Consider the following 12,042-nt stretch of genomic DNA (forward strand, 5'->3'; position numbering starts at 1 on the left):
CGTGTGGGGCGGGGGCAAGGTCCCGTGCCACAGGTGGCCGGGGGTTCGGGGGGGGGAGGTGGTCGACAACTTCCCCCTAGCCTTGCTCGAAACGCTAATCGACGCCCCTGCCAAGCCCGGCGAGGCGGGGGGCCCCCGCTCGCGATCGGGATCGACAGCCGCAGCCGCGGCTCCCGCCCCGCCTTGCTCGTCCGGCGGATCAAGGAATTGCGCGAAAGCGGCCGCCGCGACATCCAGACTTTGTTCCTCGACTGCGCCGGCGCCGAGCTCGAGCGCCGCTTTTCCGAAACGCGGCGGCGCCACCCGATGGCCGAGGACCGCCCCGCCGCCGACGGGATCGCGCGCGAGCGCGAGATGATGGAGCCGCTCCGCCGCTGGGCCGAGCATGTCGTCGACACGACCAATTACAGCAGCAACGATTTGCAGCAGGAAATCCGCCAGCGCTTCGCCGCCGCGAACGACGGCGAACCGGTGCTCAACATCCTGAGCTTCGGCTTCGCGCGCGGCCTGCCGCGCAACGCCGACCTGGTGTTCGACATGCGCTATCTGCGCAACCCGCATTGGGACCCGAAGCTCAAGCCCGGCACCGGGCTCGACGCCGACGTCGCCGCCTATGTGATCGCCGATCCGGCCTATGAGGACAGCGTGTCGCAGATCGAGCGGCTGATCCTGACATTGCTGCCGCGCTACCGCGCCGAGGGCAAAAGCTATGTCACTATTGCCTTTGGCTGCACCGGCGGGCGGCACCGGTCGGTCCATGTCGCGGCGCGGGTGGCTCAAACGCTGCGCGAGTCCGGTTATGAGCCAGCGTTGACCCACCGCAATCTTGACTCCGCCCCGCAAGATGGGCTTGAGGGCAGGCCCCCGCCCGCTTCTCCCGTAACCGGCGGCAACATATAAGGGTCGACGACTGCATGGGTAACGACAAGGCTCTGCCGCTCTTGGGAATGGTGCTCGTCACCCACGGCCGTCTCGCCGAGGAAATGGTGCGCGCGATGGAGCATGTCGTCGGTCCGCAAAGGGCGATCGCGACCGTGTGCATCGGCCCCAACGACAATATGGAAATGCGCCGCAAGGAAATCGCCGACGCGATTCGCAAGGTCGACGAGGGCCGCGGCGTCGTGATGCTGACCGACCTGTTCGGCGGCACGCCATCGAACCTCGCGATCAGCCTGCTCGAAGCGGGGCGCACCGAAGTGATCGCCGGCGTCAACCTGCCGATGCTGATCCGCCTCGAAAGCGCCCGCAAGACGATGGAACTTCGCGCCGCGGTGATCGCGGCGAAGGAAGCCGGCCAGAAATATATTTCGGTCGCGTCGGAAATGCTGGGAGTAGGCCCTTGAACGAAAATAGCGAGACGGTCGAAATCACCAATCAGCGCGGGCTGCACGCGCGCGCCAGCGCCAAATTCGTGACCTTCGTCAGCCGCCTGCCCGAAAGCGTGTCGGTCGAGGTCGAAAAGGGCGGCAGCCGCGTCAACGGCACATCGATCATGGGACTGATGATGCTCGGCGCCGCGAAGGGCGATTCGATCACCATCCATACGAAGGGCGACGGCGCCGACGCGGCGCTGCTCAAGCTGGTCGGGCTGGTCAAGGACAGCTTCGGCGAGGATTGATATTCTTCCTCGCATCCCCGAGCGAAGACGAGGGGCCATGCCGAGCGAAGTCGAGGCAGCAACGTGGCGGTTCTCGCTACGCTCGAACGAGCCCCTCGTCTTCGCTCGGGGATGCGGGGTCCTGCCTTAAGGATTAGCGTTGACCCATCGCCGCAGCACAATCGAAAGCCTCTCCAATCCGCTGGTCAAGCGGATGCGGCTGCTGCGCGAGAAGCGCCATCGCCGCGCCGAGCGGCTGTTCCTCGCCGAAGGGCTGCGCATCGCGACCGAGGCGCGTGAGGCGGGAATATTGCCTTTATGGCTGTTCCTCGGCCCCGAGGGAGCGGCGCATCCGCTGGCGAAGGCGCTGGCCGACGCAACCTTGGCGGCGGGGGGCGAGGTGATCGACACAACGCCGGCGATCCTTTCCAAATTGTCGGGCAAGGATAATCCGCAGACGGTCGTCGGCATCTATGCCGAGCCCGAAACCGCGCTCGCCGATCTCGACCGCGACGCGGCGCCGATCTGGCTCGTCGCCGAGCGCCTCCGCGACCCCGGCAATCTCGGCACGATGCTGCGCACCGGCGACGCGGTCGGCGCGGGCGGGCTGATCCTGCTCGATGACAGCACCGATCCCTATGCGGTCGAGGCGGTGCGCGCGAGCATGGGGGCGATCTTCACGCAAAAGCTGGTGGTCGCGCGCTGGGAGGAATTCCTCCCCTGGCTGCGCCAGGGGCCGGGCCAGCTCGTCGCGACCTGGCTCGGCGGCGACACCGAGGATTATCAGGCAGTGCGCTATGCCGCGCCGACCTTCATCCTCACCGGCAATGAATCGCAGGGGCTGCCGCCCGAATATGCCGCCGCCGCCGACGTGCGGGTCAAGATGCCGATGCTGGGCAAGGCCGACAGTTTGAACGCCGCGGTCGCGACCGCCGTGATGGCCTATGAGGTGCTGAACCAGCGGCGGCGATAGTTTTCCATCGGAGTTTTCTGTAACCTTCGCCATGCTGAACTCGATTCAGCATCCATTCTTCCTTCGGCCGATAAGCAGACGCCGAATGGATCCCGGATCTCCTGAGCTTGTCGAAGGACCGGGATGACGACGAGGAAAGGTCCGTTCGATGATCCGCACCCCGCTTCTGATTGCCCTGCCCGTCTTTGCCGCCCTCGCCGCCTGCGCACCCGCGGCCGACATGCCGCGCGGCCCCGGCGAACCGCCCGCCGCCTATATGGCGCTCGGCACCGAACCCGGATGGACGCTCGAGATCACGCCGTCGCGGCTCAATTACGACGGCGATTATGGCGAGACCAAGATCATGGTGCCGAACCCCGGCGCGCGCGCCGTCACGGACGGCGAAGAATATGTGACCGACCGGCTGAAGGTCGAGATCGCGCGCGGCGAATGCAGCGACGGGATGAGCGACCGCCGCTATCGCGACACGGTGACCGTCGTCGCCGACGGCAAGACGGTGAAAGGCTGCGGCGGCGGAATCTTGCCGCCGACCGAGCTGGCGGGCACCAACTGGACCTTCGTGTCGATCGGCGGGGTGCCCGTCGCGGCCGACCGCCCGACCGCGCTCGCCTTCGATGCCGACCGGCTGAGCGGCAGCGCGGGCTGCAACCGCTTCTCGGGCGGCTATTCGCTTGCCGACCGCACGCTGACCGCGGGGCCGCTGATGGCGACCAAGATGGCGTGTCCCGGCGCGGGCATGACGCAGGAAAGCGCCTTCTTCGCGCTGATGCGCGGTCCGGTAAGCCTGGCCTTCCCGACCGATGGGACGCTGATCCTGACGGGGAGCGACGGGCAGACGGCGGTGTTGAAGCGGGTGATTTGAGCTTCAAGACGCGCGTCCATCAAACCCCGTTCGTGCTGAGCTTGTCGAAGCACCGTTCTTCTTTCTGGGCCGAAGAGAAGAACGGCCCTTCGACAAGCTCAGGGCGAACGGGAGTGGGATAGGCTCGCTACTCGCCCGCGTCGTTGACCGCCGCGGGCGCGGGCGCCAGCTTAGCGAGCGGACGCGCCGCCTGTTCGGCGACGGGAAGCGCGGGAATTTCCTTGCCGCCGGTCTCGACGTCGAGCGCCTCGAACCGCTTCGCCTGCGTCAACACCTGGCTTTCGAAACTGCCGACGAAGGCGTTATAGGCGCCCGTCGCCTGATCGAGATTCTTGCCGACGCGCGCGATGTGCGAACCCATCACCGACATGCGCGCATAGAGCTCCTTGCCCAGCGCCGCGATCTCGCGCGCTTGGCCCGCGAGCTTTTCCTGCCGCCACACCGCCGCGACGGTGCGCGCGATCGCGATGAGGTTCGTCGGCGTCGCGAGCAGCACCTTGCGCTCGAACGCATAATCCCAAAGCTCGTGATCCTGATCGAGCGCGGCGACGAGGAAATGTTCGCCGGGGACGAACATCACGACGAAGTCCGGCGTGTCGTCGAACTGGTTCCAATAGCTTTTGGCGCCGAGCGTGTTGACGTGCGCGCGCATCGCCGCGGCATGCGCGGCGAGATGCGTGGCCTTCTCGCTTTCGTCGACCGCGCCGAAGGCGTCCTGATAGGCGTTGAGCGAGACTTTAGCGTCGATGACGAGGTTTTGCCCGCCGGGGACCTTGACGACGACGTCGGGACGCAGCCGTCCGCCGTCGCCATCCTGGACGCTGACCTCGGTCTGGAAATCGGCATGTTCGGAAAGCCCGCAGCTTTCAAGCACGTTCCTGAGCTGCTGCTCGCCCCAGCGCCCGCGCGCCTTGGGTGCATTGCGGAGCGCGTTGACGAGCTTCGCCGCCTCGCTCGACACGCGTTCGGTGCCCTCACGCATCGCGGCGATCTGGCCGTGGAGCAGCCCGAACGCGTCGCGGCGCTCGGCCTCGACCTTGCCGACGGCTTCCTCATATTTGGCGAGCCGCTCGTGGACGGGCGACAGCAGCGCCTTCAGATTCTGTCCCGCGCTCTCCTCGCTCTGCCGGAAACGCGCATCGGCGCGCTCGAGAAACGCCTTTTGCGCTTCGCCGAGCATCGTCTGCCCCACTTCGCGGAACTGCGCGGTGAGCGCCGCCTGCGCGTCCTTCAATTGCGCGATCTGCGCATCGTGCGCGGCGTCGCGCGCCTTTTGTTCACTGAGCAATGCCGCGAGCCGGATATCGGCCGCCTTGCGCGCCTCGGCCTCGGCCGCGAGGTCGGTCACCGCGCTCTTGAACCGTTCCGCCAACCCGTCGCGCTCGGCCTTGAGCCCGCCCGATTGCCGGCCGGCGAAAAGCCAGCCGATCAGCGCGCCGATGGCGAGGGCAACAAGGGCGACGACGAGCGAGAGTTCATCCATGCCGGGAACATAGGACGAACGCCGGGGGCTTGGCTAGCCGATAATTGGGGAACGGCACGGGTGCCGCTTTGGGGTGGTGAACTGCCATTGCGATCCATCAAGCCCCTCCCCTTCAGGGGAGGGGCAACGAAGACTTGGCAGCTTGCTGCCTAGTCGTAGTGGGGTGGGGTCCATCGGCCTTGCGCAAGGCCGATGGCCCCCACCCCAACCCCTCCCCTGAAGGGGAGGGGCTTTCTTCTCTCCATGTCCGCAATCGGTCGAATCAAGACGTCACACCGTGTTCCACGACCCGGGCAGGATCGCGCGATAGGCCTCCACGCCCGGCGCACCGCCGACCACCATGCCCTGCGTCAGCAGCCAGTAATGCCGCACGATCTCGGCCTGTTGTTCGAGCCCGTAGCGTTCGAGGAGCCAGCCGGGTTTGAGACTGTAGCTGTAGGTCGCGAACGGGTGGCGCATCAGCACCAGATACCAGCGCCCGCGCGTCTGCGCCTGCCAGACATGCGTCATTTCATGGATGAACAGCCCCTGGAGCCGCTGCGACGCCGCGCTGAAATCCTCGCAATAGAGGTCGCCGTGCGGATTGAAGTGCAGGCTGCCCATCGGCGCCATCACGATATGGCGCGGCTGGAAGAATATCCATTTATGATGGTTCACGCGCACGCGGTCATAGGCGATCGCTTCGCCGAACACCGTCCGGGCGAGCGCGATCTCGCCGGTCGTCAGCGGTCGCGACGGACGCGGCACCGATGCTTATTTCTTCGCGGCGTCGGGGACGGCCGTTTCGGCGCCCTTCTCGATCGAACCATGGTCCATCGCGCCATGATCGGCCGCGTCGGCGGCGCCTTCGGCGGGCTTGATCACCATATCGAAGAGGATGCGTTCGTTATTGTTGTTGGTGAAGACGAACGCCATCGGCAGCTTGCCCGCGCGCACCGCGGCGCCGTTGATGCCCCAGATCATCAGATGCTTGCCGCCCTGCTTGAACACCAGCTCGCCCTTGGCGGGGACCGGCGCGCGGAGCAGCGGCTTCATCGTCGTCATTCCATTCTCGCGCACGCTTTCGTGCATCTCGACCCGCTGCGCGAGGTCGCTGGTCACCGCGACCAGCTCGACGTCGCGCGGCCCGCCTTCGACGCGGAAATAGCCGACCGCCGGGCGGTCCGCCGTCGCCCCCATCACGATATGGCCGCTCACCACATTGAGCGGCTGCCCCGCACCCAGATTTTCACCGCAGCCGGTCAGGCTGAGCGCGGCGGCGGCGAGAGCGGCAAGTGCGAAGGGTTTCATTTTGGGAGGACTCCGTAAAAGCGCGACAATTCGCACCCTCGATAAGCCGTCAAAGCCCTTGTGCCAAGGATTAGCGCACCTATATCGCGCCCATGTAACCCCCAAGGGATCAACAGGACGGCGTGCCTTTTCAGGGCGCCGGAAGAAGCAACAAGGACGTAATACCAATGGCCAAAGTGATCGGGATCGACCTCGGCACCACGAACAGCTGTGTCGCGGTGATGGAAGGCGGGAAACCCAAGGTTATCGAAAATGTCGAAGGCACGCGCACGACCCCGTCGATCGTCGCCTTCGCGAAGGATGGCGAGCGCCTGATCGGCCAGCCGGCGAAGCGCCAGGCCGTCACCAACCCCGAAAATACCATCTTTGCGGTGAAGCGCCTGATCGGCCGCCGCTTCGACGATCCCATGACCAAGAAGGACATGGAGCTCGTCCCCTATTCGATCGTCAAGGGCGCCAATGGCGACGCGTGGGTCAAGGCCGGCGGCGAGGATTATTCGCCGTCGCAGATCAGCGCCTTCATCCTCCAGAAGATGAAGGAAACCGCCGAAGCCTATCTGGGCGAAAAGGTCGAGCAGGCGGTGATCACCGTTCCCGCTTACTTCAACGACGCGCAGCGTCAGGCGACCAAGGACGCGGGCAAGATCGCGGGTCTCGAAGTGCTGCGCATCATCAACGAGCCGACCGCGGCAGCGCTCGCCTATGGCCTCGACAAGACCGAGAACAAGACGATCGCGGTCTATGACCTGGGCGGCGGCACCTTCGACATCTCGATCCTCGAAGTCGGCGACGGCGTGTTCGAGGTGAAGTCGACCAATGGCGACACCTTCCTCGGCGGCGAGGATTTCGACAGCAAGATCGTCGAATATCTCGCCGACGGCTTCAAGAAGGACGAAGGCATTGATCTCCGCGGCGACAAGCTCGCGCTCCAGCGCCTGAAGGAAGCCGCCGAAAAGGCGAAGATCGAACTGTCGTCGGCCGCGACGACCGAGGTCAACCTGCCCTTCATCACCGCCGACGCCAACGGACCGAAGCACCTTGTCAAGACGATCACGCGTTCGGACCTCGAACGCCTTGTCGAAGAGCTGATCAAGCGCACGCTCGAGCCGTGCAAGAAGGCGATCAAGGACGCGGGCGTGTCGGCGAGCGAGATCGACGAAGTCGTGCTGGTCGGCGGCATGACGCGCATGCCGCGCGTCCGCGAAGTCGTGAAGGATTTCTTCGGCAAGGAGCCGCACACCGGCGTCAACCCCGACGAAGTCGTCGCGATCGGCGCCGCGATCCAGGCGGGCGTGCTGCAGGGCGACGTCAAGGATGTGCTGCTGCTCGACGTGACCCCGCTGAGCCTCGGCATCGAGACGCTGGGCGGCATCATGACAAAGATGATCGACCGCAACACGACGATCCCGACCAAGAAGAGCCAAGTCTATTCGACCGCCGACGACAATCAATCGGCGGTGACGATCCGCGTGTTCCAGGGCGAGCGCGAAATGGCGGCGGACAACAAGCTGCTCGGCCAGTTCGACCTCGTCGGCATTCCGCCCGCACCGCGCGGCGTGCCGCAGATCGAGGTGACCTTCGACATCGACGCCAACGGCATCGTGTCGGTCCACGCCAAGGACAAGGGCACCGGCAAGGAACAGCAGATCAAGATCCAGGCATCGGGCGGTCTCAGCGACGCGGACATCGACCAGATGGTCAAGGACGCCGAGCAGTTCGCCGAAGAGGACAAGGCGCGCCGCGAGGCGGCCGAGGCGAAGAACAACGCCGAAAGCCTCGTTCACTCGACCGAACGTCAGATCGCCGAACATGGCGACAAGGTCGATGCGGGCCTCAAGTCCGAGATCGAAGCCGCGATCGCCGAAACCAAGACGGCGATCGAGGGCGGCGACGCCGCCGCGATGACCGAAAAGGCCGGCGCGCTCGCGCAGGTTGCGATGAAGCTCGGCCAGGCGATCTACGAGAAGGAGCAGCAGTCGGCCGCGTCCCCCGGCGCCGACGAAGCCGATACGGCGAAGAGTGACGAAGATGTCGTCGATGCCGAATTCTCGGAAGTCGAAGACGACAAGAAGTAAGAATGAAACTCTCTCCGCCGCGCCCCATGGGTGCGGCGGAGTTGAGGGGGCCTTTTGACCTATGTCACTCGACGTCGATTATTACGAACTGCTGGAAGTCGAGCGCACCGCCGACGATGCGGCTCTGAAGGCGAGCTACCGCAAGCTCGCGATGAAATATCACCCCGACAAGAATCCGGGCTGCGGCGACAGCGAAGCGCGCTTCAAGGCGATCAGCGAAGCCTATGACTGCCTGAAGGACCCGCAGAAGCGCGCGGCCTATGATCGCTTCGGCAAGGCCGGAGTCAACGGCGGCGCGGGCGGTTTCGGCGGCGGCAACGGCGCCGATTTCGGCGATATCGGCGATATTTTCGAATCGATCTTCGGATCGGCGTTCGGCGGCGGACGCCAGCAGCGCGGCCCCGCGCGCGGCGCCGACCTGCGCTATGACATGGAAATCCGGCTCGAAGATGCCTTTTCGGGCATCACACGCGAGATTCAGGTCGACGTCGCCGCGCGCTGCGAGACGTGCGACGGATCGGGCGCGAAGCCCGGCACCTCGACCAACCGCTGCACGACCTGCGCCGGCCACGGCAAGGTGCGCGCGCAGCAGGGCTTCTTCATGGTCGAGCGCACCTGCCCGACCTGTCAGGGCGCGGGCGAGGTGATCGCCGATCCCTGCAATACGTGCCATGGCGAAGGCCGTGTCGACCGGCGCAAGACGCTGACCGTCAACATCCCCGCCGGGGTCGACGAGGGCACACGCATCCGCCTGTCGGGCGAGGGCGAGAGCGGCGCGCGCGGCGCCGCGCCGGGCGATCTCTACATTTTTCTCCACATGGCGCGGCACAAGGTCTTCGAACGCGAAGGCACGACACTGTTCACGCGCGCGCCGATCAGCTTCACGACCGCGGCATTGGGCGGCGAAATCACCATTCCCGGCCTCGACGGCAAGAAGCACGACATCAATATTCCCGCGGGCATCCAGTCGGGCAAGCAGCTCCGCCAGCGCGGCGCGGGCATGCCGGTGCTCAATGGCCGCGGCCACGGCGACCTCGTCGTCCAGATCGACGTCGAGACGCCGACCAGACTCACCGCGCGGCAGAAGGAACTGCTGTGCGAATTCCGCGAGACCGAGACCGGCGAGGAATGCCCGGCGAGCCAGGGCTTTTTCGGGCGCATCAAGGAAATGTGGGACGATTTGACGGATTGATCCGTTTCATCCCTCTCCCCTTGCGGGAGAGGGATGCGCAGACTTGCCAGCTTGCTGGCTAGGGGTTGCGAGCCTTTGGCTCGCAACCCCTCATCCAAGTCCGCCTAGCCGCTTCGCGGCAAGGCTACCTATCCTTCTCCCCCAAGGGGAGAAGGTCTTCGTCACCCAATCTCACCCCTCAGCTCGTCGATCAAAGCCTTTACCTTGGGCAGGCGCTCTTCCTCTTCGTCCAATATCGCGTGGAACGCGCGGCGCTTGATCGCTTTCAACTCGTCCGCCGCCAGCGCGCCGTCGCCGGTCACGCTCGACGCAACGATGTCGATGAGCCGGTCGGCGCCGTGGAGCCGCCCCCACAGATAATCATTCTCGCGGTAGGCGCGGCTGAAGAAGGCGCCGAAGCTGTTGAACTCGACCCCCTTGAGCATCGCCGCGGCGCCGCCGGTGCGGATCGCGGTCGCGTCCGACGGCGAGATGCGGTCGATCTTGATCGGGTCGAACTCGTCGAACCCCTCCCCTTGCAACAGCGGCAGGGTCGCGATGTCGTAAAAGGGATAGCCGAGATAGGCGAGCAGCAGCGTCCGCCGGTCATCCTTGGGCAAGAGCGCCAGCGCCTCGGCCATCAGCGCGTCGGCTTCGGCATCGGCGCCGATCAGGTCGCGCCGTTCGCCGATCGCGTCGATCCACTCGCCCCGTCCGGCTTCGGGCGATATATCGAGATCGGCGAACCAATTGTCGCCCTCGCGTTCAAGATAGAGGCCGAGCGCGGTGTAGATGGCATCGCGCATCGCGTCGCACGCCGGATCGCGCGTGTCGCGCTTCGCCTCGACCACGCGGTCGAGTTCGCGCGCGAGGAAACGAAGCCGCCGCACGCGAAAGCCGAGGTCGTGGCTGCGAAAGAAAGTGACAGCATCGTCGCTCGCGCCCGACCCGCGCTTGCCCGAAATGCGGTCGAGCCCGCGCGCGCGGACCTCGTCCCACATCGCGTCGCGCCGGTTGCGGCGATGGATGTCGCCCTCGGCCGGGGCGAGCCGGTCGACCAGCGTCACCAATTCCTCGACCACCGCCGATAATTTGAGATGACCATAGGGCGCAAAGGCAAAGCCCGCGCGCGCCGCCGCCTGGTCCTGTGCCTTCGCGCGCCATTTCCGGAGCCGGACGGGCGTCGGCGTGTCGAGGAAAAAGGTCGTACCGAACAGCGCCGCGACCTGTTCCTCGACCTCGACCTTCATCGCATCGACGATGCGCTGCATGCGGCGGATCCGCCGCGACATGCCCTCGATCGCCTCGACGTTGTCGCGGATCGGCTGCTCGCGCGGAATCTCCGACAGCGCGCCGAGGATCGTCGAGAGGAAACCCGGCAGCTTCGGCGCTTCGCCTTCGGCGACCTCGCCCGGCTTGCCGAAGCTGATCGAGCGATAATCGGGCTTGGGGTCGATATAGACGAAGCGCCGGTCGATCTCGCGCCGCGCCGGCCGCTGCTTGAGCGCGGCGATCGCGGGACGAAAGGGCGCGTTGGCGAGCACCGATCCGTCGATGAGCACGCGGTCGGCGGGATCGGCCTCGCCGCTCGCCGGAAGCTGCCGAGCGATGAAGGCGTCGCGCCCCGGCCAGTCGATCCCGCGCTTCTCGAGCACCCGGTCGAGTTCGCGGAGCGTGAAGGGTGGAAAGGCGCCCGGAAAGCTCGCCGTCGCGCGCGCCGCGGCGGTGAGCGCGGGGACATCGTCGAGGCGCTTTCCGGTGCGGCGGTCCTCGCGGAACCGCATGATCAGCCGGTGCTCCTGCTCGGTGACGCGCGGCGGGCTGTTGAGCGACAAGGGCGCGCTGTGCCCGGCAAAATCGGTCACCGACACGAACAGGTCGACGGGCTGTCCGGCGGGAACGAGCGGCGGCCCCTTGGGTGCCGCATCCATCGCGTCGAACGCGTCGAGCAGCAAGTTCGAGAAGATCGCGCCGCCAAAGGGCGGTTCGAACCAGCGCGCGCGCACGAAACGCGACAGCTTGGCGCGCACCTCGTCCTGCGCGGCTTCGCCCACCGTGCGGTCGATGACGTTGCCGCGCCGTTTCATCGCCCATCCCGCGATCGGCACCGCCCAGAATTTCGTCGCCGCCGACAGCGCGCGCGCGTCGGGATCGAGCAGCCGGTCGACATCGGCGCCGTCGAGCCACAGCCCGGTGAGCGGATCGAGCGACTGGCCGGTGGCGAGCGCCCGCGCCAGGAAAATGCCGTTGATCCCGCCCGCGCTCGCTCCGGCGACGATATCGGCAAGGACGCGGAGCTTGACCCCGCTCTTTTCGGCGATGTCCGCGAGCAAGTCGTGATAGACGCCGCAGGCGCCCGAAGGGGGCGCCTCCTCATGAAAGGCGCGCGACGCTGCCGCAAGCCGCCATATCTCCTTGGTGATGCCGTGCATGTAAACGGCAAGGCTGATGCCGCCGTAGCAAATCAGGGCGAAGCGCAGTTCCTTTTCCCGCATGAGCCGGGTGATAGCGGGGTTTGATGCGCCGCGTCACCCCTCGGGGTGATCAGGCGATCCTCCCTGGCTGCAGGCATGGGGAGGTGGCAACGGCAC

10 protein-coding genes and 1 pseudogene are annotated in these 12,042 nt (G+C 66.1%); 7 read left to right on the forward strand and 4 right to left on the reverse strand.

The window, feature by feature from the left end; translation table 11 throughout:
• Position 1: 1 nt before the first annotated feature.
• From rapZ to FG95_RS09055, 5 genes and pseudogenes are all read left to right on the forward strand, one after another.
• Positions 2-900 (forward strand): annotated as a pseudogene (gene rapZ, locus FG95_RS09035) (RNase adapter RapZ).
• A gap of 14 nt (positions 901-914) precedes the next feature.
• Positions 915-1,343, forward strand: coding sequence for a PTS sugar transporter subunit IIA (locus FG95_RS09040; protein WP_037555413.1), 429 nt, complete (start codon positions 915-917; stop codon positions 1,341-1,343).
• Positions 1,340-1,618 (forward strand): HPr family phosphocarrier protein, encoded by a 279-nt coding sequence (locus FG95_RS09045; RefSeq protein WP_037555414.1) that lies wholly within the window; start codon positions 1,340-1,342, stop codon positions 1,616-1,618. Before FG95_RS09040 ends, FG95_RS09045 begins: the two co-directional genes overlap by 4 nt.
• Positions 1,619-1,757: 139 nt before the next feature.
• Positions 1,758-2,570: a TrmH family RNA methyltransferase gene (locus FG95_RS09050; protein ID WP_037555415.1), complete on the forward strand. Its 813-nt coding sequence runs from the start codon at positions 1,758-1,760 to the stop codon at positions 2,568-2,570.
• A 148-nt stretch (positions 2,571-2,718) separates the two neighbouring features.
• A complete protein-coding gene (locus FG95_RS09055; RefSeq protein WP_037555416.1) occupies positions 2,719-3,432 on the forward strand; it encodes an META domain-containing protein in 714 nt (237 codons plus the stop codon).
• A gap of 127 nt (positions 3,433-3,559) precedes the next feature.
• Here FG95_RS09055 and FG95_RS09060 read toward each other — a convergent pair whose 3' ends face one another.
• The 3 genes from FG95_RS09060 to FG95_RS09070 form a co-directional block, all read right to left on the reverse strand.
• Positions 3,560-4,915, reverse strand: coding sequence for a DNA recombination protein RmuC (locus FG95_RS09060; RefSeq protein WP_037555417.1), 1,356 nt, complete (start codon positions 4,913-4,915; stop codon positions 3,560-3,562).
• Between the two features lie 270 nt (positions 4,916-5,185).
• The gene (locus FG95_RS09065) at positions 5,186-5,662 is read right to left on the reverse strand and encodes a hypothetical protein (protein WP_037555418.1); all 477 of its coding nucleotides are present in this window, start codon (positions 5,660-5,662) and stop codon (positions 5,186-5,188) included.
• Positions 5,663-5,668: 6 nt separating this feature from the next.
• The gene (locus FG95_RS09070) at positions 5,669-6,205 is read right to left on the reverse strand and encodes a copper chaperone PCu(A)C (RefSeq protein WP_037555419.1); all 537 of its coding nucleotides are present in this window, start codon (positions 6,203-6,205) and stop codon (positions 5,669-5,671) included.
• A 167-nt stretch (positions 6,206-6,372) separates the two neighbouring features.
• Between FG95_RS09070 and dnaK the strand changes: the two genes are divergently transcribed.
• Both dnaK and dnaJ read left to right on the forward strand, forming a co-directional pair.
• Positions 6,373-8,280: a molecular chaperone DnaK gene (gene dnaK / locus FG95_RS09075; RefSeq protein ID WP_037555420.1), complete on the forward strand. Its 1,908-nt coding sequence runs from the start codon at positions 6,373-6,375 to the stop codon at positions 8,278-8,280.
• A 61-nt stretch (positions 8,281-8,341) separates the two neighbouring features.
• Entirely contained in the window at positions 8,342-9,472 is a 1,131-nt protein-coding gene (gene dnaJ, locus FG95_RS09080) for a molecular chaperone DnaJ (RefSeq protein WP_037555421.1), read from the forward strand.
• 161 nt (positions 9,473-9,633) lie between these two features.
• On the opposite strand, the gene FG95_RS09085 is transcribed toward dnaJ, so the two are convergent.
• Complete coding sequence (locus FG95_RS09085; RefSeq protein WP_037555422.1) at positions 9,634-11,946, reverse strand: patatin-like protein; 2,313 nt, start codon at positions 11,944-11,946, stop codon at positions 9,634-9,636.
• Positions 11,947-12,042: the final 96 nt, after the last annotated feature.

It is taken from the genome of Sphingopyxis sp. LC363 (assembly GCF_000756385.1).
Lineage (GTDB): Bacteria > Pseudomonadota > Alphaproteobacteria > Sphingomonadales > Sphingomonadaceae > Sphingopyxis.

What these genes read in the sequence shown, in the direction of transcription:
- FG95_RS09055 (WP_037555416.1), top strand. Translation starts at nt 2,719, where the DNA reads ATGATCCGCACCCCGCTTCTGATTGCCCTGCCCGTCTTTGCCGCCCTC.
- FG95_RS09070 (WP_037555419.1), bottom strand. Translation starts at nt 6,205, where the DNA reads ATGAAACCCTTCGCACTTGCCGCTCTCGCCGCCGCCGCGCTCAGCCTG.
- dnaK (WP_037555420.1), top strand. Translation starts at nt 6,373, where the DNA reads ATGGCCAAAGTGATCGGGATCGACCTCGGCACCACGAACAGCTGTGTC.
- FG95_RS09060 (WP_037555417.1), bottom strand. Translation starts at nt 4,915, where the DNA reads ATGGATGAACTCTCGCTCGTCGTCGCCCTTGTTGCCCTCGCCATCGGC.
- dnaJ (WP_037555421.1), top strand. Translation starts at nt 8,342, where the DNA reads ATGTCACTCGACGTCGATTATTACGAACTGCTGGAAGTCGAGCGCACC.
- FG95_RS09085 (WP_037555422.1), bottom strand. Translation starts at nt 11,946, where the DNA reads ATGCGGGAAAAGGAACTGCGCTTCGCCCTGATTTGCTACGGCGGCATC.
- FG95_RS09040 (WP_037555413.1), top strand. Translation starts at nt 915, where the DNA reads ATGGGTAACGACAAGGCTCTGCCGCTCTTGGGAATGGTGCTCGTCACC.